The sequence below is a fragment of the Mycolicibacterium chlorophenolicum genome (assembly GCF_001044235.1).
Classification (GTDB): Bacteria; Actinomycetota; Actinomycetes; order Mycobacteriales; family Mycobacteriaceae; genus Mycobacterium; species Mycobacterium chlorophenolicum.
This window is the reverse complement of record NZ_JYNL01000015.1, coordinates 22,468-47,211: the sequence shown is the minus strand read 5'-3', so window position 1 is coordinate 47,211 and position 24,744 is coordinate 22,468. Positions and strand designations below refer to the sequence as shown.

General features: G+C 64.3%; 22 protein-coding genes and 7 pseudogenes. 11 read left to right on the top strand and 18 right to left on the bottom strand.

The window, feature by feature from the left end; genetic code table 11:
- Positions 1-39: 39 nt before the first annotated feature.
- Complete coding sequence (locus tag MCHLDSM_RS07275; protein WP_233211215.1) at positions 40-309, bottom strand: hypothetical protein; 270 nt, start codon at positions 307-309, stop codon at positions 40-42.
- Positions 310-380: 71 nt separating this feature from the next.
- Positions 381-974, bottom strand: coding sequence for an aa3-type cytochrome oxidase subunit III (ctaE, locus tag MCHLDSM_RS07270; RefSeq protein ID WP_011896146.1), 594 nt, complete (start codon positions 972-974; stop codon positions 381-383).
- A gap of 293 nt (positions 975-1,267) precedes the next feature.
- Between ctaE and ripC the strand changes: the two genes are divergently transcribed.
- From ripC to MCHLDSM_RS40675, 6 genes and pseudogenes are all read left to right on the top strand, one after another.
- Entirely contained in the window at positions 1,268-2,359 is a 1,092-nt protein-coding gene (ripC, locus tag MCHLDSM_RS07265) for a peptidoglycan hydrolase RipC (RefSeq protein WP_011896147.1), read from the top strand.
- 287 nt (positions 2,360-2,646) lie between these two features.
- Complete coding sequence (locus MCHLDSM_RS35850) at positions 2,647-3,282, top strand: copper resistance CopC family protein (RefSeq protein WP_233211216.1); 636 nt, start codon at positions 2,647-2,649, stop codon at positions 3,280-3,282.
- Positions 3,283-3,448: 166 nt separating this feature from the next.
- On the top strand, positions 3,449-4,213 hold the full coding sequence (locus MCHLDSM_RS07260; RefSeq protein WP_041321994.1) for a CPBP family intramembrane glutamic endopeptidase: 765 nt from the start codon (positions 3,449-3,451) through the stop codon (positions 4,211-4,213).
- A 580-nt stretch (positions 4,214-4,793) separates the two neighbouring features.
- Entirely contained in the window at positions 4,794-5,522 is a 729-nt protein-coding gene (locus tag MCHLDSM_RS07255; RefSeq protein WP_011767854.1) for a lytic transglycosylase domain-containing protein, read from the top strand.
- Positions 5,523-5,718: 196 nt separating this feature from the next.
- Positions 5,719-6,416: pseudogene (locus MCHLDSM_RS07250) on the top strand (CbtA family protein); the annotation flags it as partial.
- Position 6,417: 1 nt separating this feature from the next.
- Positions 6,418-6,611 (top strand): CbtA family protein (locus MCHLDSM_RS40675; protein ID WP_234713909.1); only part of this gene is annotated, 194 nt, incomplete at its 5' end.
- Between the two features lie 348 nt (positions 6,612-6,959).
- On the opposite strand, the gene MCHLDSM_RS07245 is transcribed toward MCHLDSM_RS40675, so the two are convergent.
- Entirely contained in the window at positions 6,960-7,625 is a 666-nt protein-coding gene (locus tag MCHLDSM_RS07245; RefSeq protein ID WP_011767814.1) for a DsbA family protein, read from the bottom strand.
- A gap of 360 nt (positions 7,626-7,985) precedes the next feature.
- Between MCHLDSM_RS07245 and MCHLDSM_RS37080 the strand changes: the two are divergent.
- Positions 7,986-8,371 (top strand): annotated as a pseudogene (locus MCHLDSM_RS37080) (fused MFS/spermidine synthase); the annotation flags it as partial.
- Positions 8,372-8,400: 29 nt separating this feature from the next.
- On the top strand, positions 8,401-9,750 hold the full coding sequence (locus tag MCHLDSM_RS07240; RefSeq protein ID WP_234713911.1) for a fused MFS/spermidine synthase: 1,350 nt from the start codon (positions 8,401-8,403) through the stop codon (positions 9,748-9,750).
- 31 nt (positions 9,751-9,781) lie between these two features.
- Here the strand turns inward: MCHLDSM_RS07240 and MCHLDSM_RS07235 are convergent.
- The 8 genes and pseudogenes from MCHLDSM_RS07235 to MCHLDSM_RS07215 form a co-directional block, all read right to left on the bottom strand.
- Positions 9,782-10,459 (bottom strand): annotated as a pseudogene (locus MCHLDSM_RS07235) (L,D-transpeptidase); the annotation flags it as partial.
- A 1-nt stretch (position 10,460) separates the two neighbouring features.
- Positions 10,461-10,752 (bottom strand): annotated as a pseudogene (locus MCHLDSM_RS39135) (Ig-like domain-containing protein); the annotation flags it as partial.
- Position 10,753: 1 nt separating this feature from the next.
- Positions 10,754-11,056 (bottom strand): annotated as a pseudogene (locus MCHLDSM_RS38730) (Ig-like domain-containing protein); the annotation flags it as partial.
- A 1-nt stretch (position 11,057) separates the two neighbouring features.
- A pseudogene (locus MCHLDSM_RS39130) lies at positions 11,058-11,360 on the bottom strand (hypothetical protein); the annotation flags it as partial.
- 371 nt (positions 11,361-11,731) lie between these two features.
- Positions 11,732-13,093, bottom strand: coding sequence for a hypothetical protein (locus MCHLDSM_RS07230; protein WP_011767811.1), 1,362 nt, complete (start codon positions 13,091-13,093; stop codon positions 11,732-11,734).
- Positions 13,090-13,539 (bottom strand): hypothetical protein, encoded by a 450-nt coding sequence (locus MCHLDSM_RS07225; RefSeq protein ID WP_011767810.1) that lies wholly within the window; start codon positions 13,537-13,539, stop codon positions 13,090-13,092. The genes MCHLDSM_RS07230 and MCHLDSM_RS07225 overlap by 4 nt, the downstream gene beginning before the upstream one ends.
- 579 nt (positions 13,540-14,118) lie before the next feature.
- Complete coding sequence (locus tag MCHLDSM_RS07220; RefSeq protein ID WP_011767808.1) at positions 14,119-14,679, bottom strand: RES family NAD+ phosphorylase; 561 nt, start codon at positions 14,677-14,679, stop codon at positions 14,119-14,121.
- Positions 14,676-15,017 (bottom strand): antitoxin Xre/MbcA/ParS toxin-binding domain-containing protein, encoded by a 342-nt coding sequence (locus MCHLDSM_RS07215; protein WP_011767807.1) that lies wholly within the window; start codon positions 15,015-15,017, stop codon positions 14,676-14,678. The genes MCHLDSM_RS07220 and MCHLDSM_RS07215 overlap by 4 nt, the downstream gene beginning before the upstream one ends.
- Before the next feature lie 86 nt (positions 15,018-15,103).
- Here MCHLDSM_RS07215 and MCHLDSM_RS07210 point away from each other — a divergent pair, with 86 nt between their 5' ends.
- Both MCHLDSM_RS07210 and MCHLDSM_RS35835 read left to right on the top strand, forming a co-directional pair.
- Positions 15,104-16,255 (top strand): hypothetical protein, encoded by a 1,152-nt coding sequence (locus MCHLDSM_RS07210; protein WP_233211217.1) that lies wholly within the window; start codon positions 15,104-15,106, stop codon positions 16,253-16,255.
- 113 nt (positions 16,256-16,368) lie between these two features.
- Entirely contained in the window at positions 16,369-16,602 is a 234-nt protein-coding gene (locus MCHLDSM_RS35835; protein ID WP_011767805.1) for a DUF2188 domain-containing protein, read from the top strand.
- Positions 16,603-16,934: 332 nt separating this feature from the next.
- On the opposite strand, the gene MCHLDSM_RS07205 is transcribed toward MCHLDSM_RS35835, so the two are convergent.
- The 3 genes from MCHLDSM_RS07205 to MCHLDSM_RS35830 form a co-directional block, all read right to left on the bottom strand.
- Complete coding sequence (locus tag MCHLDSM_RS07205; RefSeq protein WP_041321980.1) at positions 16,935-17,117, bottom strand: type II toxin-antitoxin system Phd/YefM family antitoxin; 183 nt, start codon at positions 17,115-17,117, stop codon at positions 16,935-16,937.
- Between the two features lie 45 nt (positions 17,118-17,162).
- Positions 17,163-17,489, bottom strand: a complete 327-nt coding sequence (locus tag MCHLDSM_RS07200; protein ID WP_131722613.1) for a hypothetical protein — start codon at positions 17,487-17,489, stop codon at positions 17,163-17,165.
- 86 nt (positions 17,490-17,575) lie between these two features.
- Entirely contained in the window at positions 17,576-18,328 is a 753-nt protein-coding gene (locus MCHLDSM_RS35830) for a TniQ family protein (RefSeq protein WP_011767803.1), read from the bottom strand.
- 163 nt (positions 18,329-18,491) lie between these two features.
- On the opposite strand from MCHLDSM_RS35830, the gene MCHLDSM_RS07195 reads away from it, so the two are divergent.
- Complete coding sequence (locus MCHLDSM_RS07195) at positions 18,492-18,770, top strand: helix-turn-helix domain-containing protein (RefSeq protein ID WP_011767802.1); 279 nt, start codon at positions 18,492-18,494, stop codon at positions 18,768-18,770.
- Positions 18,771-18,783: 13 nt separating this feature from the next.
- On the opposite strand, the gene MCHLDSM_RS07190 is transcribed toward MCHLDSM_RS07195, so the two are convergent.
- The 4 genes and pseudogenes from MCHLDSM_RS07190 to MCHLDSM_RS39125 form a co-directional block, all read right to left on the bottom strand.
- Entirely contained in the window at positions 18,784-21,333 is a 2,550-nt protein-coding gene (locus MCHLDSM_RS07190) for a TniQ family protein (RefSeq protein WP_011767801.1), read from the bottom strand.
- Positions 21,330-22,511, bottom strand: a complete 1,182-nt coding sequence (locus tag MCHLDSM_RS07185) for an ATP-binding protein (RefSeq protein WP_011767800.1) — start codon at positions 22,509-22,511, stop codon at positions 21,330-21,332. Before MCHLDSM_RS07185 ends, MCHLDSM_RS07190 begins: the two co-directional genes overlap by 4 nt.
- Entirely contained in the window at positions 22,508-24,655 is a 2,148-nt protein-coding gene (locus MCHLDSM_RS07180) for a TnsB C-terminal domain-containing protein (protein WP_011767799.1), read from the bottom strand. The genes MCHLDSM_RS07185 and MCHLDSM_RS07180 overlap by 4 nt, the downstream gene beginning before the upstream one ends.
- Positions 24,652-24,744: pseudogene (locus MCHLDSM_RS39125) on the bottom strand (TnsA-like heteromeric transposase endonuclease subunit); the annotation flags it as partial. The gene MCHLDSM_RS07180 and the pseudogene MCHLDSM_RS39125, both read right to left, overlap by 4 nt.

The window sequence follows — 24,744 nt, the reverse complement described above, 5'->3', positions numbered from 1 at the left end:
GCGATCCATCGGCGCAGAAGCGTTCACTCGCCGTTGAGGTCACGGCCCCCGGTTGAGGTGATGGCGTGCAGGTCTGCCCGCTCTCAACATGATGACGGCGATCGCGACCAGTCCCGCGACGGCGCCACCCAGGATCCACAGCGCCGGGTTCGCGACTTCGGGTTGGTCGGGGTGCGTGTCGTCGTAGGAGTGTTTGGTCGGCGTTGAGCCCACGGGTCGTGGCGGAGCTGTCGAGGTGGCCTGCGCCGACGTCGGCTCCGCGGCGACGTTCGCCGCGACCGTCGAGGCGAGTCCGAGGAGGGTAGCCACGACTGCGACGACAACGGCCGCCCGCGCCGGCCACCTTCGGGATCGTCGACACCTGCGCGGCGTGCCCCCCGTCATCTCACGAAGTAGATGACGGCAAAGAGCGCGATCCACACGATATCAACGAAGTGCCAGTAGTAAGACACCACGATGGCGGCGGTCGCCTGGGCGGGAGTGAACTTACTCATGCGCGTGCGCACAAGCAGCAGGATGAACGCGACGAGACCGCCGATCACGTGCAACCCGTGGAAACCCGTCGTGAGGTAGAAGACCGACCCATAAGCGCTGCCAGCGATCGTGGTTCCCTCACGCACCAAGCTGAGGTACTCGTACCCCTGGCCGAGCACGAAGAACAACCCCATGACGAACGTGACGACGTACCACCGGCGCAGGCCGAACACGTCGCCGCGCTCGGCGGCAAATACACCCATCTGACAAGTGAACGAGGACGCAATGAGGACCAGGGTCACCGGCACTGCGAGCGCGAGGTTTAACTCGGTGGGTGGTGGCGGCCACTCCTCGGCCTGAGCGCGAGCGGTGAAGTACATCGCGAACAGACCGGCGAAGAACATCAGCTCACTGGACAACCACACGATCGTCCCCACGGCGACCATGTTGGGCCGATTCAGGGAATGAACCCGTGCCGTGATGGCGGTGCCACTTGTCATGTCGTTCCTCGTCGAGCCAAGTCCGCAGACGGTCTACTGAGTTCCTACCTACTATTGCACATAGTAAATATGTGATAGTAGCGGCGTCAGGTCCATGGTTCGCCTGCCCGAAACATGCTGCGGAAAGGCGGTTTTGAGCGGTTCCTCATGCGATGGAGCGCGCGCGATCGAAGTGTACGGCCGCTGAGCGATGCCGCGCGCGTGGACATTGGACGCAGTTACTCGTAATCTTTCCGTGACCTACGTAGCTAGACCATAGATGTCCCTGCGGGGTGAGGACTGGTGTTTTGAGGATGAACCGCCATGGCGCGGTATGCCGATCGGCGGGTGCTCTCGTCGTGGCGATCGTGCTGGCACTGACACTCGGCGACTCGGCCGGCGTCGGGTGGGCCGACCCGGCTGCCGATGCCTTGGCCCGCTTGACGGAGCTCTCTCGGGAGGCCGAGCGGACCACGGAAGCGGTCTATTCGGCCGAACTCGACCTCGCGGCGAAACTCACGGCGCAGCGCAGGGCTGAGGATCGTCAACGCGCCGAACTGGCGGCGATGACCGCGGCGCGAGCCGACCTCGGTGAGTACCAGACCGCCGTGAACCAGGTGGCAGCTGCGTCTTACATGGGCGGTTCCACCAGCACAATCAGCGCGGCGCTGACCGCGGAGTCTCCGCAACGCCTCCTCGACGAACTCTCGGCGAGCAAGGTGATGGCCACTCAGATGTCGGACCGTATCGAGGCTTTCCGCGCCGCATCGACCCGTGCCGACGACGCAGCGCGTGCGGCGCAGTCGTCGGCGCTGGCAGCTCGTACTGCCACGGAGCAGGCGTCCGCGGTCAGCGCAAGCCTGCAATCCAAGCAGAGCCGGCTGCGAACACAGATCGCCGAAGTAGAGGCGCTATATCGCGCACTCACTCCCGACCAACGTGCAGCGCTTGCCGATCCCGGTCCCGTGCCGCCCACGCCGCCGGCCCCCCCAGCGGCAAACCCGGCCATCATGGCGATGCCCGAGGCGATAGCGCCGGCGGGGCCGGGTCCGTCCAACTCAGCCGACGGGGCCGCCGTCGTGCAGGCGGCGTTGACCCGTGTGGGTGCGCCCTACTCGTGGGGCGCGACAGGACCAGATGCCTTCGACTGCTCGGGGCTCATCAAGTGGGCATTTCTGCAGAACGGCAAATCGCTCCCCCGATCCAGTCAGGCGCTCGCGGCGGGCGGACAACCCGTGGCGACGACCGCGGTACAGCCTGGCGACATCGTCACCTTCTACTCGGACGCCTCACACGCGGGCATCTACATCGGCGACGGGAACATGGTGCACGCCTCGACGTACGGCACTCCGGTGAAGGTGGCGCCGATCTCGTCGGCCCCGATCTACAACGTGCGCCGCTACTAGCCGGCTAGCGTTGTGTTGCCCGCCCCCACGGTTCCCAGGGAATGTTCCATCGCCGAGTCCGTCGGTCGGTACCGGACAGGGTGGTCCCACCGTGTTGACGGCTTCGACGACTATGCGGCGTTTGGTGTTGTCGTACGTTTGGTGTTGTCGTAGAAGCCCTTGCCTGCAAGGGTGCCGGTGTTGAGGCACGCGTGACTGGCGTTGGCGTTGGCGTTGCCAGACCAGAACATACACTCAGGTGCGCGGACCCCGTGTTGGCGCGACGGACGCGAAGCTCAAGGAGGACCGTGAACCTGGCCACTCGCACCGTCATGACCACACTGGCGGCGCTGGCCTTCTGGCTGTCCGGGGTCGGGGTTGCCGCCGCGCACACCTCACTCGTTGGTTCTGACCCGGCCAAGGACGCGAGCGTGACGTCCCCATTAGCCGCCGTCGTGCTGAACTTCTCCGAGGAGATCAATCCGGCGTTCGCTGACGTCGCCGTCACCAGCGCCGATGGTCGCAACTGGGTGTCCGGGTCGGCAAGCGTCGAAGGGCCGCGCCTCACCGTCGCCGTCGGACCCGACCGACTCACAACGGGCCTATACACCGTCAGCTACCGCGTGGTTTCAGCAGACGGCCACCCTGTCTCCGGCGCTTACACCTTCACCATCGCCAGCGTCCCCGAACAGACTTCACCCACAACCGCGCCAGCCCGTGCAGCACCCATCACCGCTGACCCGTCTCCCCCGGCGCCCGCCGGTTCGGACACCAAGGCGTCTGTACTCACAGCGGCCGGCGTCGGTCTCGCGCTCGGAGGTGCGATCGCGTTCTGGCAACATAGGCGAAACCGCCGGAAGAAGGCAGCAAAACACCCCGGATCTGAAACCGGGCCCTCACGTGGAGAACAAGACACATCACCTCCTTCTGGTCGGAGAGACTGAATGGGCTATGAGCAGTGGACCTGACGCTGGGCCAGTGATGTCTTGATAGGGGTATGGGCAATCAAGAAATGATGCGCCCCAGACGATCACGGGCGCTGACGGCTGCCCTTCCTCGACAGGTTATGTGATTAGCAGGTCTGAACCTGGCAGGCTACCGTGGCTTTTAGTGACTGCCCCAGACGCCTTCACGGACGACCAGCGGCGGCCGCTGCGGATCGAGATCGTCGTTGTGTTGATGGTGACATTCGCTCTGAGCGCCTATACCGCGATCCTGGATCTGATCGAGGCGGTGCTGCTCGGCCTGGCGGGGCAGACCATAGCGCTCAACCCGCGCCGCTCCGCGTTCGACCTCATTGATCTCGGCCTTAATCTGGCGACTGTTTTCCAATTGGTCGCTTGGGGTCTTCTAGCGGTATACCTTTTGTGGCGCAGTGGTTTTGGGCCGGCAGCAATCGGGTTGGGCCGACCACGGTGCCGGGTCGACCTGCTCGGTGGCATCGGGCTCGCGGCCCTTATCGGGCTGCCCGGCCTGGCGCTGTATCTTGCCGCCCGCGCATTGGGTCTCAGCGCATCGGTAGTGCCCTCGGAACTGAACGACACGTGGTGGCGCATCCCCGTCCTTATTTTGGTGTCGTTCGCCAACGCCTGGGCCGAAGAGATCATCGTGGTGGGTTTTCTGCTCACCCGGCTGCACCAACTGCGGGTGCGCCCGGTCACCGCGCTCGTGCTGTCAAGCCTTTTGCGCGGCACCTACCACCTGTATCAAGGGTTCAGCGCCGGGCTGGGCAACGTCGTAATGGGTCTGGTATTCGGCTACACGTGGCGGCGCACCGGTCGGCTGTGGCCACTGATCATCGCACACGGTGTCATCAACACGGTGGCCTACGTCGGCTATGCGCTGGTCGCGGATCAACTGAACTGGCTGTATTGAGTTCACCGCAACCCTCCTGGGACCTAGCCCAGACCGACCACCCGCGGCGCGGGCCTAGAGCTGGCAGTCACAACGCGATGCCGAGATCCCAACGCGGATCCGTCACCGCCGGCGGTGATGCAGAGCACCGGCGATGCCCTCACCGTCACGCTGCCGCGGTCTAGACGGGCGTGGTGGCCATCAACACCGACTGAGCCGCCGACTATTGCCTACGTAGCCGTTGTTGCTCAAAGAACATTGGCGTCCCGACGTGCACACGATCTCGAAGGACGGCGTCGGCTCAGGCTCTGCGAGAAGGCCTTGCATGATCGTGATCTCCCGCTGCTGGGTAACCCCAATCGATCGGGGCAGCGCGACGGCCGCTGCCCATGTCCTCGAAACGCGCGATCACGCGGGATTAGACATCCCACCGTCGAGCCTCGGCTCTGGTATTCCAAGATTGCGCGTTGCCCGCTTGAGGTCGAGCGGGGCGATGGGCTCTGCCACCGCTCGGACGTCTGCGCCCACAACACGCAAGGTGAACCCCCGGCTTCAGGCCCGTGGCACAATGGCTTCGACCAGAATGGCTTGAGGGAGTCCAGTGTCGCTGGTGCGTGTGCGGGTTGTCGCCGTTGTGGGCGTGACCGCGATGCTGGTGGCGTCCAGCTGTTCGTGCCAGATCGGCACCTCGATGCCCGAAGGTATTCCGCCACCCTCGGGCGCCCCGGTGCCCTACATTGACTATCCTGCCCGCGGCCGACCCGCCGACCAGTTGCGCGTCTGGGCTGCCCAGCGGGCGCCGGCGCTGAATATGCCGGCTACCGCGCTGGAGGCATATGCCTATGCGGCCAGAGTCGCCCACGTCGAGAACCCCGACTGCCAGCTGGCTTGGACGACGCTGGCGGGGATTGGCATGGTCGAGAGCCGCAACGGCACCTTTCGCGGCGCTACCATCGCCCCGAACGGGGATGTCACTCCGCCGATTCGTGGTGTACGCCTTGATGGCTCGAACGGCAATATGCGCATCATCGACAACGGCGGCGGCTCGCCCGACGGTGAGCCCGGATTCGCCCAGGCGATGGGTCCGATGCAGTTCATCCCGGAGACTTGGCGGCTGTATGGGGTCGATGCCAACAACGACGGCGTCGTCAGTCCCGACAATGTCGACGATGCTGCGCTGTCGGCCGCCGGCTATCTCTGCAATCGCGGCGGCGACCTGGCGACGCCACAGGGGTGGATGAAAGCGCTGCGGGCTTACAACCAGTCTGATCCGTACGCCCGCAGCGTGCGAGACTGGGCCACAGCCTATGCTTCCGGCCACTCTCTGTAGCCACTTCGAGGTCGCCGAATCTATGCGGTCGCGCGCATTATCGACACATAGATGTGGCGCGGCGGCGGGTCGCGCATAGGATCGAACTGCCATCTGATGAGGCACTCGTAAGGTCCAGTCGATGGACCCGACCGCCAGTCTGAACCACTCTGCTGATGTTTCCTTGTTATGCCGAAACCGAAAGGGAACGAACACGATGGAGAAGCACATCATCTGGCGCGGCCTGTTGGCTGGCGCCGGCGCGGGAGTACTGGCGTTCGTGTTCGCGCGATTATTCGCTGCGCCGCAAACTGCACGGGCAATCGAGTACGAAGATGGCGTGGGTGCCGCCCGGGAGGCCATGGATTCGGCGGGGGGACACGCCGGCCACGGAGAGAACGTCGAGCTGTTCACCCGCACGGTGCAAATGAACATCGGCATGGGACTCGGTCTACTCGCGTTCAGCGTCGCCATTGGCGCCTTGTTCGCGGTGGTGTTTGCGGTGGCATACGGCCGTGTCGGCGGTGTGTCGGCACGACTGCTCTCGCTCTACATCGCGGGCGGCATGCTGCTGAGTTTGTACGTCGTACCCAACTTGAAATACCCCGCCAACCCACCAGCGTTGAGTCTTGACCAGACCGTCCGTGAACGCACGCTGCTGTACGTGTTGATGGTGGTGCTCTCGGGGGCGCTTCTGATCGGCGCGGTGGTACTGGCTCGCCGATGGGTGACCAGGTTGGGTGCCTTTAATGGGGTGTTGGCCGCCGCTGGGGCCTACGCGGCGGCGATGGCAATCGTCATGTTCGCACTGCCGACCATCAACGAAACACCGGCACCGCTGCGCGACGCTACAGGCGCGATCGTCTATGAGGGCTTTCCCGCCGATGTCCTCTACTATTTCCGGCTTTACGCGCTNCCATCAACGAAACACCGGCACCGCTGCGCGACGCTACAGGCGCGATCGTCTATGAGGGCTTTCCCGCCGATGTCCTCTACTATTTCCGGCTTTACGCGCTCGGCACCCAGGTTGTCATCTATACGACGATCGGCCTCGTGTTCGGCGCGATGACGTCGCGGCTAGTCGCGGATCGCCAAAAAACGAGCAACTAACTGTGGCGCCCGATTCCCGGCCATGCAGGCGCCAGCGTCAGGGCAACAAGTCCAACCGCAGTGACTTCGCGGTACCTCGCGCTGAGATCTTCCACAAGAAGGCGAACTGGCGGCGTCGGCCAGGCAAGCAGGCCGCTCCCTCGTCGCGGCCTACAGGTCTATCAGCTGAGCCGGGTTGAACGGTGAGCGGGTAATCAGCCCGCGCGACCGCGCTTCGTGAGCCGGGTCAATGGGTTAGCGAAACGCCCTTCGCTGTCCGCGAGCGTTGTGCCGGGTGGTCAGGACGGCATAGCCCGTTACGGTCTCGGTTCGCCACGCCGAAGCGGGTTGGGGCCCGCCAGGCGCTGACTACTGCTGCTCACCGAGAGCGTTCTTGATCGCAGCGCCCAGGTCTGCGTAGGTCTTGATCTCTATTTGCTTTCCGTTGACGAAGAATGTGGGCGTGCCCTGCACGCCGAGGGCGGTGCCGTCGGCGACGTCCTCTTCGATTCGATCGAGGGTGGCTGGAGCGTTGTACGCCTCCTCCCACGCGGCCACGTCGAGACCTAATTCCGTTGCAAATCCGCGGAATACCTCGTCTGCGGGTACCTGCTTTTCGCCCCACTGACTCTGCGTCTCGAACATCTTCTTGTACATGGGTTCGAACTGGCCTTGCTGCGCTGCCGCTTCTACCGCGCGCGCCGCGCGTTCTCCGTTGAAGTGGCCAGGCATCGGAAAGTACCGGGCGACGAAGGTGACTTGCTGGCCGTACTGGGCGCGCAGCTGCTCAACGGCGGGGAACGCCGCGCGGCACCCTTCGCACTCGAAATCGAGAAACTCGACAAAGGTCACATCGCTGTCGGGCGCGGAACTGAGGCGATGACTGTTCTCGCGGACTACCTGGGCTTCGCCATCAGCCTGTGTTCCACCTGATCCTGCGGTTCCGCCATCTCGGGTCGAGAAGTACACACCGGCACCGATGGCGACAGTGATGACTATGAAGAAAGTCAGCAGAATTCGAGTCAGTGGATTCACGCCGGCAGTTCCTTTCGCTCCGTAGCGCTCTGTGAGCCTGAGCAATCTACGGTGTATCTACGTAAATATTTCTACCACGATAGCTCTCCCCCACGTTCAAGCGTTCCGCACTTGCCCTTCCCACTCCGTTTCAAGGCTCAGAGTGCGTCGCGAATCAACCATGCATAACGCCATGGCTCCTAGCTTTGCAAGGAGGCTCTAGAGCCCCCGTATCGCCACAGCGGAGTTCATCCGCATATCCACCAAATCATATTATTTTTCAACAGGTTTCGAGACTCATCGGTCTTGAACACTGTCCAACTCAACGTCGGCAGACACAGACCTCTCGCGACGACATCAGTGCTGAGCCCTCGCCCGCCGATGCTTGCTGACCACCTTCCGTCCCGCCGCAGCGCACCGCTACCGCTGGCACTGGCACACCCCCCTTTCTCAGTTGTTGTCCGCAGACGCTGGCGACCTGCTGCCAGGATTGAGACTGTGACCGGCACCCCTCCAGTACCCGACGAGCATCCGTCGCCTCAAACGCTGCCCGAAGTTGGAGCCCGCACCGCGACGGTCCTTGTGTTCACTTCTTCGGCTGCGGTGCTGGTGGTAGAAATCACCGCGCTGCGGTTGCTTGCGCCGTACCTCGGGCTGACCCTGGAAACCAGCACCCTGGTCATCGGAATCGCCTTGGCCGCAATTGCCCTTGGGTCCTGGGCGGGCGGCCGGCTTGCCGACCGCGATGATCCGCGCCGCTGGCTGGGNAACCAGCACCCTGGTCATCGGAATCGCCTTGGCCGCAATTGCCCTTGGGTCCTGGGCGGGCGGCCGGCTTGCCGACCGCGATGATCCGCGCCGCTGGCTGGGGACATCGCTAGGGGTATCAGGGGTAGTCGTGGCCTTCACGCCTTCCGCCGTCCGCGCGGCGGCCGAATGGGCACCTGCGACGCTGTTGCTAGTCGCGACGCTCACGATTCTGGCACCCGGAGCGTTACTATCGGCGGTCACACCGATGGTGACCAAGCTGCGCCTGATCAAGCTCGCCCAGACCGGCACCGTTGTCGGTCAGTTGTCTGGTGTAGGCACCATGGGTGCCATCGCCGGCACCGTGCTTACCGGATTTGTCCTCGTGTCGCGGATACCAGTGAGCGTGATACTCATCGGACTCGGATCGATACTGGTACTCGGCGGCATCGTTGTGCAGTGGCGCATGCGCCGACGGAACACCGTAAGCGCCACCGTACTAACGCTTACAACCGTCGGCGCCGGCCTGGCTGGCTATCTCGCACCCGGCGGTTGCGACGTGGAAACCAAATACCATTGCGCCCAAGTCATCGCCGACCCGGAGCGAGACAGCGGCCGAATCCTCATGCTCGATGGCGCGCGCCACTCGTACATAGACCTCCAAGATCCGGCTCTCCTGCAATTCACCTACGTGCGCGCCTTTGCTTCGGTCGTCGACGCATCCTTCCCCTCCGAGAAGGCATTGGAGGCATACCACCTTGGTGGGGGCGGCCTCACCTTCCCGCGGTACCTTGCTGCTACGCGGCCAGGAACACGCAACGTGGTGTCCGAAATCGACGGCGGCGTGGTGCGCATAGACCGAGACAAACTCGGATCGGCTTCCAACGCTGGGACACAGGTGCTCGTCGAGGACGGCCGCCTGGGCCTTGCGCGGCTCGATGACGACAGCCGTGATCTGATCGTCGGCGACGCCTTTGGCGGCGTGAGCGTGCCATGGCACCTGACGACGGTGGAAGCGTTGACAGACGTACGCCGAGTCCTCAAAGACGACGGTATGTACATTGCCAATCTCATCGATTACGGCGAGCTGGCGTTTGCGCGTGCCGAAGTCTCAACACTCACAGAGATTTTCGATCACGTCATAGTCGCCGCCGAGGCCGGCGACGTCGGCGTCGATACCGCTGCGACACCCGATGGTGGCAACCTGGTCGTGCTCGCTTCCGATCGACCAGTTGACCCGGACACGCTTCAGCGCGTTCTGAACACCCGCAAAACCGGGTGGACGATCACTGCCGGCAAAGAACTCAGCAGGTGGATCGGCGACGCGCGAGTTCTGACAGACGACTACGCGCCCGTCGATCAACTTCTCGATCCCTACCGTCGACAGACCGGCGAGTGACTTGTCACGCTCAGCCTCGATCGAACACTGATCAGGGACGCAAAGCGCTGCCACTCACCCATTCATCCCAGGGCACAGACCAATCTCCGTTCTGCCACTGTTCCAGCGGTGCGCCGCCGGTATTGCGGACCTCGACAACATCGCCCGGATTGGCGAACTCGTAATACCACTCGGCGTTTTCCGCGCTCAGATTCAAACAGCCCGCCGACACGTTGGTGTTTCCCTGCGCCCACACCGTCGCCTCGCGCTCATGCAGGTAGATGCCGTCAGGACTGATCCGCACCGCGTGCGGGACGCTGATCTTGTACCCCGACGCAGAATCGACGGGCAATCCGTAGGTCGACGAGTCCATCAAGACGGGATTCTGCTTCTCCATCACCGTATAAACGCCAGGCTGGGTCCAAAAGGCAATCGTCTTGCCCCCGACAGTCTGCGTCCCGCCCCGGCCCATCGACGTCGGCATCGTGCGGACCAAACGGCTGTTTTCGTACACACTGACCTGTTTGGTCGTGTCATCGGCGACCGCGACACGAGACGGTCCGATCCGGAAACTGACCTGCTTGTCCTGTTCTCCGAATAATCCACCACCCAGATCAGTGCCGTAGAGATCGGCTTTGACCGTGACCTCAGTACCGGAAGGAAAATACTCACGGGGCCGCCAGTGCGCCTTGCGATCGTTGACCCACATCCAGGAACCGGCTAGGTGGGGNCGGCTTTGACCGTGACCTCAGTACCGGAAGGAAAATACTCACGGGGCCGCCAGTGCGCCTTGCGATCGTTGACCCACATCCAGGAACCGGCTAGGTGGGGTGACGTTTTGACCTCAAGCCGCGATTCGGCCGCAGCCCGGTCCGGGATGTCGGCGTCGAAGGTTGCCACGATCACGGTTCCGACACCGTAGACGCCGCCCTCCGACAGCGACGCTCCGTTAGTCATGCCCAGCCTGACCCCGACCTGGGATTGCGGCGCGACGGTGGAGAACTCCGAAACGGACGTGACGGTNGCCCTCCGACAGCGACGCTCCGTTAGTCATGCCCAGCCTGACCCCGACCTGGGATTGCGGCGCGACGGTGGAGAACTCCGAAACGGACGTGACGGTACGGGAGTCAGCCCCCTGGCCCGTCGCGCTGAGCCTGTAGGACCGCCCGTATCCGAGTGGCTCGGCGGGCTCCCAGGCGCGTCCGCCCCCCACCATTCGGCCGGCAACGACCCTGCCCTGTTCGTTCTGCATACGCACATCGGTCAGGGTCCCAACAGTCGCGGTCACCTTCACTGCTCCGACAGGGACCACATCGCTCGCGCCTGTNGCCGGCAACGACCCTGCCCTGTTCGTTCTGCATACGCACATCGGTCAGGGTCCCAACAGTCGCGGTCACCTTCACTGCTCCGACAGGGACCACATCGCTCGCGCCTGTGCGGGGGAGAATCTCGATTGCGGGAGGCCCGGGTGCGGCCTGCGGCGTCTGCTCAACCTCCACAGCACCGGGCGCAACCACCGTATTCGACAGCCGAGAGTTGAGCGCACTCGTCTGCGATGCCGTCACGAGTACCGCGACAGCCGACAACACGCTCAGCGCCACTACCTGTCGTCGTTCACTCAACACTTTCATCACAACAATCCGTCGGGTCCCGCTCCTGCTACTACGTACCCACATAGTAGTTGGTGGGACGACCAACCGCCGTTCCGGCGCGGTGGGATAGCAGAAGGGCGGCGCCCAAATCCCAAGCGGCTGACCAACCGGTGTCGGCGATATGGGTATTACGCCGTCGGCGGGACCCACCTAAAAATAGGCTCACCCTCCGGCTTAGACGCCAGCTGGACGGCCGCTTCGGGAGCTCGCTCGAAGTAACACTGTGGCGGAATCCCCCGACAGGATTCCGCCACAGTGCTTAGTCGGGATCGGTCCCACCTCACCTGACGGGTCCACAATCTACTATGCCACTCAGTAGGACGTTGAGAAATCTGCGAGAGAGGCTGTTATCAGCCTCCGAACAGAAGGTAGAGACCGGTGAAGGTGTAGCCGACCATCGTCAGCATCATCGCCACCTGACCGGTGATCTGATGCTGTTGCGGCAACAACCGCAAAGCGCGATCGTGCGCAGAGATCACCGCCACGATGTGCCCCACGACCACACAGGCAACCTTGATCGTCCAGAGCACTGACGGATGTTGAGACAAGACGTAACTGACGTCATCCGGCGCCAATCCGAACAGTCGCCAACCCAGGCCGAACGGATCAGCCAAGCGCACGACAGTTTCCTGTCCGCGTTCGACGAGGTAAGACAAGTAGTGGGCGAATATGTAGCCGACCACGATGGGTATCAGCGAGTGCGCTAACTGGCCGGGAAGTCGTTGGCGCTCCTGAGGGCTGATGCCGCCGGTTGCTCGTGCCGCACCCCAGAAAGTCGTACCGACAACCGCGACGAACACGACCAATGCCGTTGTCCGCAGCACGGTCGCACCGCCGGCGTCTCCGAAGAACGGAACTCCTGTTGCGGTGCGATCAACGAAGTTTCGGAATGCCGGAGCCTGGGAGAAACTGTCGAACGCAGTAGAGCCCAGCAGCACCGCCAGAACGGCGACGGTTCCAGGACGCACCGGCAGCGTCGGTAGATGATCGAGGGGATTGATGAGTTCTATTCGTCCCGATGCCGGCGCACGCCGAAAAGGTGATAGCCGCGATACCGCCATGCTGTAGACCTCGAACGGGTCTGCCCGCGCGAACCACCGTGCGCCAAAAGCCCACGCACCCAACCCCATAGCCAGTGCGTAAATTAATAGCCATGTCTTGATGGCAGCCAGGGAGCCCGGGTCAGGGCTGGCCAACTCCAGCCAGACAAAGGCGAAAAGCCCGAAGGCCGCCGGCCAGTAACCCCAGTGTTGCGGGTAGGAGCGGCCCGAGCTATCGGGACCCTTTCGTCGAACGATGCCGTAAATGCGATAAACAGTGCGTGGCGGCGACAGTAATCGCCAGACTGGGCCGACGCAGACCGAGAGAGCAACGAGCCCGACCCAAAGTAGGACGTAGAACGCGCCGGGCAGAGCGTTGTCGCTTCCGGCGGGGCCCCATATGGCGGCCACCAGAACCCATAGCGCAAACAGCAGTGCCAATATCGCGATGATCCAGCGCGCCGTCGGAGAGTCGACGGCACGGCTGACCCAGGCAGGTAATTCGCGGCCGGGCTTTGCGGGGTCGAAGCGCGGGTGCTTCCAAGCGAGGGCAACGATCGCGAAAGTTGCCGTCAGGGCCCATGCCGCACCGATGAGGGCGAACGACAGCGGTACAGGAAGGTCAGTGGAACCTCCTACGCCGTGCGCGAAGATTTCGACGTGCGGAGTCACGGCCGAACTTGGATGGTGACGACAGTGCGATTGAGGTCGTGGAGCTCGATGTCGACTTGTCCGGGCACATCGACAGTGAACTCGAAAGTCTGATCTGGGCGCGGTTCGATGCTGAAGGTGTGCTCAGGTATTGAGTGGACGTGCAGTTGGTCGGCGTCGTCGCTGGTCACCTGCAGCACAATCGGCTTTCCGACTGTGGCTTGCGCTTGGCCGTTCGTCGGAGTGACCGTCCCCCCGGCGATCGAGACCACAACGAGGGTGACGTCAGTCGCTGGTGACGCCTGTTGGGGCCGAGGCGGCTCCGTGGAGATCGTCGTGGCGGCTGTCGACGCAGCCTGGCTGGTCGACGATGTTGAATCCGTCGTCGTGGATCCGCAGCCGACTAGGGCAGATAGCGTCGCCGCAGCTGCGATGGCGGCGCTGAACTGGAGTGTCCGAGCGATCATGCGTTCTCGTTCCTCTCGACGACGGGGCTCTCCGCGGAACCTGGTTCGCGACGTCGGTTCCGACGGGCAGTAAAGAAGACGACACCAACGATGACTAATGCAGGCGCGAACGCTGGAAGCGACATCCACAGGCCGACGTCGGTAGCGAGGTAGGAGATCGCCGGAGGATTCGCGCCTCGACCGGCTTCGCTCGCTAGAAGGTCGATCAGCACCGTGGGCCACCGATCGCCATGGACATCAGCGACACCCCCTTCGACGCCAACCATCCGATAGCCCCGCGCGCCGGGTCGGGACTCATCTCCTCCGACGCCTACGTACTATCGCCGTACTTTGTGAGGACGAAACATACCGGAACCGTCGGTACCGAATTTCTTCAGGTGAGCCCAACCTGGCCAGGCATCGATGGTGCCCGTCGTTCCGCTGTTGACCGACGGCAGCGGGTCACCCCTGACCGGCATCACGTGGTCGGCGACGACTTGCGTGCACGAGTCGCTTTGAGCCGTTCGCGCAGCCGTGAGTCACTCACATCCCCTCACGGACGGCCCTCAGTCAACGCGGTTGAGGAGCAATGGATGTTGATCACAGTTGCCGCAGTTCGCGGTAGCGGGCAGGCGTCAGATGCTCGCTGCGAGTGACCTGCAGTTGGCCCGGGCGCGTGCGTTGCTCGTAGGCGGTTATGACTAGGCCGACTCCGCCGGCTGCGGGCACCAGGACGCCTTGCACATGCAGAAACCATGCGGCATGACCTACTGCTTGGCAGGCCGACCAATCGTCGCCGTGGATGTCGTCGTCTTCCAGTCCTACCGCCTCGCGGGCTTCTGGGGTGGTGAGATCCAGGACTGACAGGTCGGTGGCCTCGATGGTATGCAGCCGGTAGGAGGCTTCGAGCAGCTTCTCCGGGGTCGTTGATGCCGCCTGCGCGGCGCGTTCCACTTCAACCATGCACGCTTGCGCGGAATCGGCCAGATAGATCGCTGAGAACAGCAACGGCGGGTTCCACCTGCCGCCGAATCTGCGTGCCCCTTCCCCCGATAAAGGATCACGGCGGGCGCCGGTGTACCGAGCGCACGTTCCCGACCACTGGATGGTGCCACGCGCGTCGATGCGCTGCACCAGTCCTTCGTCGAGCGCATCGCTCACACAAAGATCCCTTCGGCCATGGCGTCAATGAGGGCCAAGACGCGCTGGTATTCGCCGTCGCGTACCAGGTCGGCGGGCTTGCCGTGCGCGAGTAATCGATTTGGCGAAAACATCCAGACGTTGGCCTGGTCGCGGGGGAGCACCTCGGACAGCGCGTCGGCGACGTAGGCCAGTTCGATTAGTCGTTGCTTGTTGAGGCGTTGCGGGACGACCTGACCTGAGGTCCAGCGCGCCACCGAGCGCGCTGAGGCATCGACGATGCCGCCGACCTCCTCGTAGGTCAATCCCAAGCGCTCGATCGCACTCGACACGGTCGAGGCGAGCGCATTAGCTCCCATATCGTCTGCCTGTCTTCCTTTTGTCAGTCCCTATGTCATGTAGTCTGTCACGAAACGACGCCTGGGGCGAGAGGACTTTCACCACGATGGGCATTCAGTTTCGGCTGGGACCTAACGACCACAAGCCGGTCGAAGACTTCCTGTCCCGCGAGCACGCCGGCACCGACGCCATCACCCTCGATACCAAGGCTGCGCGTCACCAAGCGGCTGCGGCAGCGGCTGCCGCCGACGCGGGCCTGCAGGTGTACTGGGAGCCCGCAGCAGAACGGCTGGCCGACGAGGGTTTCGGCCTCGACAAGTTCCCGCTGTGGACCGGGCAGCCCTACGACATTGACAACCTCTCCGCTGACCAGGCGGCACGCGCCGCACTGGTCGGCCTGACTGTGGACAAGCACCCGGCGCGGGTCACTCACTTCACCGCCCCGCACTTCTATGTGACCGATGAGCGCACCGCACGCCTCAACGTCGACCTCGCCGAACGGACCCGGCTGGCCGTCGGCGAGGACAAGCCCACCCGGGCCGTGATCACGGTGTCGACCACCGCCGTGGGCCGCCTCGGCATCGACCTTGCCGCCGAGTACGCCGGCGCAGGGATCAACGACGTCGAGATCCGCTTCTCGCCCTTCGGTGGCGACGACGAAGGTATCCGCAAGATCCGCGCCGCTTTTGGGGTGCTCGACCAGTTCCGTGAACACGACCTCACCGTCACGCTTGGGCTGTCGGGCAACATTGGCCGCGCTGCACTGGCCATGGGTCACGCCGACGCCTACTCAGTCGGCCTGGGGATGCTCGAGAAGGTCAACCACTCCCAAACGATGGCTCGCTACCGTAAGGCCCCCGACCCGGATAAGGACCAAGGCGGTGGCGCCGCCGGCGGCATTTACCTGCCCCTACTCGGAGCCACCGTGTCGGCCAAAGCTGCACGACAGCTGTTGAGTCACACCGATATTCGCACTCGCGTCGGGTGTCGTATCGGATCGTGTCGCAACAGCGTGACAGGACCCCTCGACGACCGAAGAGCACACTACCTGCACTCCCGGTCCAGCGAGGTGGCCGAGATGCTTCGTCGGCCCGCACCCTGGCGCGGGGCGATGGAAATTGACCGCCTGAACGTTGCGATCGGACTCCGCGAACGCGTCAACGAGCACTATCTCAGCGACGACGTACACAAACTGGGTACGCGCACGCTGCGCAGCCTCATCGACGAGATACAACACGAACAGCAGCAGGCTTCTTAGAAGTCGCCGCCGCCGGTTAGATGAGCGCTCGAATCCAGGTGCCGGTTCAGCGTCCGTGTCGTGCTGCGGGAGTAGGTTGCCAACAACCGATCCGGTCAATTAGGAGAACCATCGTGGCTGACTACGACGTGCAGTACGACACAAATTCAGGTGACTGGGGCGCCAAACGTGCGGGAGCAGAGAAAGCTGCGGGACGCTACGAGACCCAGGCCGAGGCGCACGAGGCCGCGCGCGGTTTCGCAGAACGAAGCGGCGGCGGCGAGGTTCGAGACCACCGCAAAGACAATAACCAGATTCGGAACACGGACACAGTCGGCAAAAGGGACCCCTACCCGCCGAAGGGCTGAAGCGGGCGCGTCATCCCCTGCCGGCAGCCTGCGCAGTCTGGTTCTTGAGAACTGGAAGCTACCCGACGAGCAGCGACGCACGATTACAGGGGCAACAACCACTACGAGTTCGGAATTGCGTGGCCGTCCTCTGTCCACGCGCCGAACATGCGGGAACTGTCGCTCCCACGGGTATGGGATTCGGCCTGTCGGTTCTTACCGACTAAAGGCCATTACGTCACGGTGGCAAATGATCACAGCCGAGCGTCTCTAAGTCAACGCTGGCCGCCGCGACCGCCGACATGCGCGTTGTCGACGTAAGCGCGCAAGAACGCCGCCCAGTGATCGCGCAGTCAGTTATTTGCGATGCGGCGGTATTCCTCCACCGGGATGAGCACCGCGATCTCTCGCCCGCGCCGGGTGATGACGTAGGTCTGTCCCTGTGTTACTTCACCGAGTATTCGGCCGAACTGGCGGCGTAGTTCGGTCACACCGATCCGCGGCAGCGAGGGATCAATCATCAGGGGCCGCAACATGTCGGATCCGTACCACGCAGCGCGGCCCGCGGGTTGCGGCGGGCGTCACCGAGACCACCGCGTCCCGGAGTGGTGTGACATCGAGTCGATGCGGGCGGTGGCGCGGGCCAGACGGTTCTTCTTGCGGCTTTGTGCTGAGTTGGCGGCGGTAATGTCGAAGCAGCGTCGGAGCTTGAGCGTTACTCGGGCGTCTTCGCTGGCGCGTTGACAGATGAGACGGGCGAGCGGTGTGAGCGCCTCGTCGTGGTACACGTCATGAGATTCGAACTTGCCGTCAGCGAGGATGACCTCAGCGAGCAGGTGCTGCGCGGCGGTCGGGTCGTGAGCGTCCAGTACCGCGGCGGCAAGGGTACTGGCTCTTGCGGTGTGCACGGCGGAGGGCATCGTGGGTCGGGCCGTGGTTCGTCCTTTGCTGCTGCGGTCTGGGCTGGCGGCAACAGCGTTGTCGGAGCGCAGCGTTAAGTCCGCGGCGCCGCCGAGAAGTGTGAAGACGTACGAGCAAGGGTTTTCACGTCCATGAGCATCTCGTGTGGTCTCGGTTGATGTGCGCCGTACACGCGGAGCCGCCTTGGTCTTCCCGCGAGCAGCGCGTTGATGAGCCGCTGGGTCCGCGCCATCGAGAGGCTCAGGGGGTGATCGGCTGGCTGAACGCGGGTCAGGTCGGCGCCGCAAAGCCGCCGCTGCCCGACGAGGTCGAGGATCGGTTGAGCACATCGGTCCAACTCGGGGATCATGTAGGTGGGTGGGCGGTAGCGTTGCGGCGCAGCGCAGTTCGGGCAACCGTCCTGCAGCAGGCATTTGTGGGTAGGACAGGCGAAGGTCCAGTTGAGTCGCCATGCGAGCAGCCAGCGCCCTCCGGTGTCGGTCAGGCACTGTGGGCACCAACGTGAGGAGGTGCGCCAGTCCCAAGTCGAGGACAGCAGCGTTCGTCCACCGCTGAGCGGGCCCACACCACTTCCGCTGCGCGGCAACGCCAACGCATTGACAACATGGCGGCCGTAGCCGGTTGCCTGAGCGATTCCGTCGATATCGGCGGGGGTGAGTAGGCGTATCCAGGCCCCGTAGAACGAAATGGGTGCGATGGCGCATCGCTCGATGACAGCTCGGCGTGGCACGTGGTGCCGGTGGGCGATCGCGTCGAGCCAGGAGTCAAGCGCCTCGCCCTGGATCGGCGCTACCCGCAGCGGAAAGCTACGGTCGATCCGTGACATCGAGGGGGTGGCACGTCGACTCGAGGACGCGAGGACTGGCTGAGCCGGTATTGACCGGTTGCCCCTCGCGCCTCACTCACACCTCAATGTACTGCTAGCGATACATATTTTTATGCCCTTCTTGGTGGGCTGACTTTCGTGTATCGCAGGTGACTACTTGGGGGTGCCGACACGACTTCCTGCCGATGATCCCGACCGTGCCCAGCAGTGGCAGCGTCGCCGCGCGTTGGTGGGGTCACGGATCCGCGCGTTGCGGCTGGAGCGGGGGTTGTCGCAGGAGAGTCTGGCGCTGGAGTCGGGGGTGGCGCGCAATCAGTTGATTCAGATGGAGCATGGCCGGCGTGGGGTGTTGATCGAGCGGGTGTATGACATTGCCGAGGCTCTCGGGGTGTCGGTGAACGAGATCGTGGTCGACGATCCGGCTGCTACCGCGCAGCGGTAGTCCAGTACGTATGTCAGGGTCCGCCGAGTTCGGCGAGTCGGTGCACCGCCGCGAGGACGTCTTTGCCGAAGTCGGTGCAGCGCAGCGGTTTCTGGGTGAGCAGGCGTGCGCGGAAGTCTTTTTCCAGGCGGGCGATGTGGTGGCCGGTGACGGCTACTCCCCTGCCGAGGTGTTTCCCGGCGTCGGTGAGCGTGGTGAACTGGGTGATCACGGCGAAGCGTTGTAGCCGTTCCCAGCCGCCGTGGCCGACGAGGGCCGGGATGAGGATGGCCGGGATCTTTGGGTTGTCGCGGAGTTCGGCGTCGGTGTGTCGGGCCACGGTGCGTACCGGCATTCCGAGCGTGGCGGCTTGGGCGGCTACCGCTCCGCAGCGGATTTGGAGTTCTCGCGCGAGGTCTGCACACGAGCGTTGGCGGACGATGTATTCGGTGTAGAGCCAGTCGGGGTCGACCGGCTCAGTGGGCCGTGGCCCGGACGGCCGCAGGGGAATCGTGTAGTCGTGCATCAATCGAGAGAGGGTGCGTTTGCTGAACCCGGTCAGGGCGGCGATGTCGGCGAGGCTGCGTTGTTCCTGGCTGTACAGGGCGACGAGGCGTTCCCGCGGCAGCGCTTCGGCGGCTTGCTGATACACCCTGCCGGGCCGCCGGGCGCCGATGCGCGGGGCACGCGGGCGCGGGGGCAGCGCCGGGGCGGGATGCTGTTCGAGTGCATAGCGAATGAGGTCGCCGCTGACTCCTAACTGCTGGCTGGTGGCGGCGATGGTGCGGCGGTCAACCCGGATTAGTCGGTGTAGCTCCGCGATCTCGATATCGCCGAGCTCGACACCGGGTAACGATAGGCCGGCGACGATATTCGTCGGGGGTTCCCACACCACCGGCTCGTCCTGAATGCCTTGGGTTGCAAGGAACCTCGTTGCGTGACGGTGTAGGGCGCGGCTGAGCTGCGGGGTGAGGCGGCCCGGGAATTCCCTGAGCTCGGTGTCGGGGCCGTCCAGGCCGGTGCGGGGTTTGGTGGTGCCGCGGAGCTGGTGCTGCAGGTAGCTGCGTGGGTGGGCTGCCGAGCATCTTTGGTGGCTGAGGCTTCCGCAGATGCGGTCCCACTCGTCTTGGGCGAGCAGGCCGCGGTAGTCCAGGCGCCGTCGCCGCGCGTAGTCGATGGGTGCACTCTCCTCGCTGAGGTAGTCCGATAGGGCAGCGAGGGCGTCGCGGATCGCGGGCCAGTGCGGCGATTCTTTGAGCCGCCACAGCAGGTAGATGGCGTTGAGGCGGGCCAGCTCGCCGCCGAGATGCGCGGTGGCCTCGGCGATGTCCAGGTCGCTGCCGACCAGCAGCACTGCGGCAGCCAGCGCCACCCGCGAGCTGGAATGGGCCAACGCCGGCGGGCTCAGCCGCAACGCCCAGCCCGTCCACAATGCTGTGGGCAGCGCCCGAACCAGCTGCTGCTGCCGCTGCGTGTCGGTGGCGTGCAGCCTTGGGAAGGCACTGCCGAGGCGGCACTGCAACTGCGCAGCGGGGCTCAGGCGGTCACCGAGTGCGGTGAAATGCAGGGCCTGAAGCACCGGGCTCGCCGACGGCCCGGCCGGCAGGTCGAGATAGGTCCATTGATGCAGCACGTAGCGGCTGACCTCTTCAGGCAGCGCTGCCAGCGGCGCCGCGGCCGACCCGAAGTCGGGCCTGCTGAGCACGGTGACGGCCGCGGTGATCGCCGCGGCGCACGTCAGGACCGACGATGACATCTGCGCGTTGGCCGCCTGCCGCTGGTGTCGATATTGTGCGGCCAACTCGGCGGGCAGCAGGTCCTCGAGGTAGCGACCGGCGGTGGCCGACAGGATGCCGCGGCCAAGGATGCGGATATCGGCCAGCACGTCCCGAACTGGCATCGGATGCTGCGCGTAGAGCCCGAACTGGCCATTCTCGGCGGCGACCAGGTCGAGGAGCACCTGTTGGGCGAGCAGTGTCGGATGATCAGCCTCCAGCATGGTGACTGGGGTGTCGGCCAGGTCGGCGTCGCAGCGGAGCCGGTTTCTGCCGGCAGCCGTGGGGCTGGGGTGAGCACAGTGCACTGGACGCGGTGGGGCGGCGTTGAGGGGTTGGGGCGCGCGTTGGCGCCGGCCGCAGCGCGGGCAGTGTTCGGCCAGCAGGCATCGATGCTGCAGGCAGGCGAAGCTCCACATCAATCGCCACTGCAGCAGCCACGTTCCCCCGCTCGCGCCGAGGCAGTGCGGACAGAACCGCCACCCGCCGTGGTGGCGCGGCGTGGTTGCGGTCAGATCCGCTGTCGCTTCCTGTGCCCAGGACACGTTCGCTAGGTAGTGCGCCAAGGTCATCGCGTGCACCTGTGTCGGTGTGAGTCCTGTTGCGGCGGCGATCCGTTGCGCGTCGTCCTCGCTTACCGTGGCAGCGGTGACGCGGGTGCGCAGATCGGCAACGGTGTCTAGGCCCATGTGGTGGTACAGCGCGTTGAGTGACGTGTTGTGGCGCACCGCGATGGCGTGTAACCAGGAATCCAGCGCCTCCCCCGCCGCCGGTGCTGTGGTCAGGGGTAGCGCGCGGACGGTGGTCATGGCGGGTTGGGCGTGGTGCGTAGCCGGGTGGTTTTCTTGCCGGTGCGAAACGCGGCGTGTAGTTCACGGCGGCCGAGCTCGGCGGCGCTGTCGATGCGGCAGGACTCGAGGAGCTCGGCGGTGAGTTTCTCGGTGCCGGTGCGCATGGCTTTCTGGCAGGCCAATCGGATCAGCGCCATCAACGAGCCGATGTGGCCGGTGCTGCGCACGAACAACTGATCAGAGAGGTCATCGGCGAGCATGCCCGGATACTTCTGAGTCAGGAGCAGCCGTTGTTCGAGGGTGAGCAGTAAATCCCGCCAGCGCTGTCGTTGCTTTTCGGTGCCGACCATGAACGGTGACATGTCCACCGGCGTGGTGCAGCGCAGCAGCTGTTCCATTTCGTGATCGCGGTAGGCGTTGCAGTCATCGAGTAGCGCGTTGCGCTCGTGCAGGCCGATCCCGATGAGCAACACCGTCAGGGGGAACTCGTTGGCGATGTATTTGAACTGGTTACTCAGATCGGTCATGCGTTCCCGGCGACCGCGCAAGAAGTGCAGGTCATCGATGATGAGTAGCCTTGTCTCACAGGAGGACACATCATCGAGCGCGTGCCGCAGCAGTTGTTGGGCGCTGGCCCGCTGCCCTCCCGGGTGGGCGTAGAAGTCGCATATTGCCGCGTTGAACTCGCGGGTGCCCGTGGAGGCGGTCATACCGATCCGGCACACCGGCCACCTTTCATCTCCGGCGCGTGTCGTTGTCCCGTAACGCTCGATATGTCTGCGGTGCAGGCGTTTCCCGAACACCCGCGAGACGGTGCTCTTACCCAGACCGGGCAGTCCGCTGAGCGCAATCATCGGTTTGGTGTCCTCACCGGTCTGGCAGTTGCAGGCCACGAAGTCTTCGAGTTGCTCCAGCACGGATTGGCATTCAGCGGTCATCACCGTGCCCATTTGGGCGTGCCAGCGGCGGCGCTGATCGTTGTAATCCTCGCTGGCAGCCGCACCCAGATGACGTAGTTGTTTGTGGGACAGCGCTTCCGGCCGGTCCAGGGTCGGTGCGTCAACCATGTCGCGCCACCCCTCCTTGCGGGCCAGGGTGAGATTATCCAGATACTCGCGAGGGTTTCTGACGTCCGATTTGCCCCGCGGCGCCCTGGCAGGTCGCCGCTTCGGTGTTGAGGACTTCGGTGAGGTCATTCCACCTCCAGCACACCGTCGTAGAAGCTGCCCTGCTCCAGCGGCGGCTCGTCGGCGTCATCGAGGTCGCCGGGTTCCTCGTCGAGGTCATCAACGAACGCATCAGCGCCGGCGTCGTGGGCCCGCTCGCGAGGTTCGCGATCCAGTGCTGTAGCGACCGAGCTCAATTCGGCGCTGTCCGGTGGCGGGTTGAGATCACCGATGAGGCTGGACTGCTCGCGGGCCACCCGCAGTGCCCGGCGACGCTCGGCCATCGAGTTCGCGACGCTGAGTTTGCGGCGTTCCAGGAAGCTAGTGATGGCCAGCGGGTCATCGACATACCGGTTCTGGGCTTTGGCCAAGGTGCGCTCGAAACGCAAGATTTCCTCGCTCATCGGGGCGTCAAGCATGTCGGCGTGCTCCCATACCAACGGATGCCAGTGGCGGGTGCGGTCATCGCGGAAATACACTTTGGTGATGTCGTCGACGTTGTAGGCGATCGGCCACTTCTGGTTCGGATACGGGCTTTTCTCCTTCGCGCGTCCGGCGACGATGTCTCCTTTGTAGCGGCGCCCTCCCACGTCGATGCCATAGTGCTGGATGACGCGCCACACCACCGGCAGAAACTCGTAGGCGAGATCCGGATCGCGCGGCACCTCCAGATAGCCGGCGCGCGCCACCCCGTGGGCGAACATCTCCGCCGGGGTCATCGTCAGCTTCGGCACCCCCAGCCCGGACAGACTGTCGTGGGCGCTGTGGTGATAGATGACGGCGATCCACTCCCGGATGATGGCTTCCAGCTCATCGAGGTAGAACCAGGCATCCTGTTCCGGTGACACCCCGCGCGCGAAAATGTCCTGCCCCTTATAGCCGGGCAGCTCCTGCAGCAGACCCACGCGCAGCGTGGAGAAGAACCGCTCCACCGGCCCCTTATCGCGGGGTTGGCGCAACCGGGCCGGCTGGATTGAGATCCCCAACCGCTGACACACGCTGTTGAGGTGCGCGCTGACATAGATTTTGCCGTGATCGACGACCAACGTCTCGGGAACGACCGCCGGGGTCGCCGCCGGCACACTGCCCGGGTCGAGAGCGTCCTGTTCGACGAGCACCGAGCGCGGGATCCCGCGTGGGGGCCACATCGCTTCGGCCGGCCAGTCCCGCCCCGCCGGTTGCGGCCGAAACGTCTCGTACAACACCGCGGCCGCATCAATGGATTTCGTCGACACCGGGGTCAGCCGCAACCCGGTGACGCAGCGGCTGTACCAGTCCATCGCGACCGTCAGCTCGGCGTTCACCCACGTCAGCGTGTAGGGATCCATCGCGAACACATCCAGGCGAGTGGTGTCCATCAGCAGGTACTCCCCCGGCCGCATCGGATGCAGCTTGCCGTACACCTCGTTCGATCGGGAAGCGATGTCGCGGTTGCGTTTCGTGCTCTGCTTAAACAGCGGCCGCTGGTCCTCGAGCCGGGCCAGGATCCGATACGCCGTGCGCTGCGACGGCACCTTCACCACACCGGCGCCGAACCGCGCGTCCAGACGCGCACGGGTACGTCGAATCACCAAGTCCTCGTTGGGCTTCGACAGATCCGTGTACTCGCTCATCACCTCCAGGGCCGTCTGCTGCCACCGCGGATCCTGCCGCCCACCCATGCCAGGCTGCACCGCCCGCTGCGAGATCAATCCCGCTTCCCCGTGCGCCTGGTACTGCGCAACCCACCGCTCGACCGTGCGGGACTGCACACCCAACTCGGCCGCCTTGGCGGCATAACGTTCCATCACCGGCAGCTCGGACCGGTACGCAGTGCGCGGTTCATACGGCAGCGCGGTCTCCTGGCATCCGGAGCGGTAACCTGTCAACACTTCTCGCACGTGGGCCGCCCGTTCCAGCGCTTGTTTCCGGGCGGCCGCGGAGACCGCAGACAATGTCACCGCCGCGACCTCGCCGGGATCATCGGAAGCGGGTCCTTCATCAGAGCTGAGCACCCGAGCGCGATCAGACATCAGCAATTCACTCATGGATAATCGACGAATCACGTTGCCGCGCAGACCCCTCGACAACACTTCCAGGGACGAAGCCGTCACGTGCATCTCGACGATCTCTAACGCTTCGCCTTCGTAGATGATGCGCGACCCCACACCCACGGGCACCGCGGCATTCGTCATCGCCGTACCTCCAAGACACTCGAGGGCCGCAGCGGTGTTGCGAGGTCGACCACGATCTCTTGTTTCCACAGCAGATGCATCAGAGCATT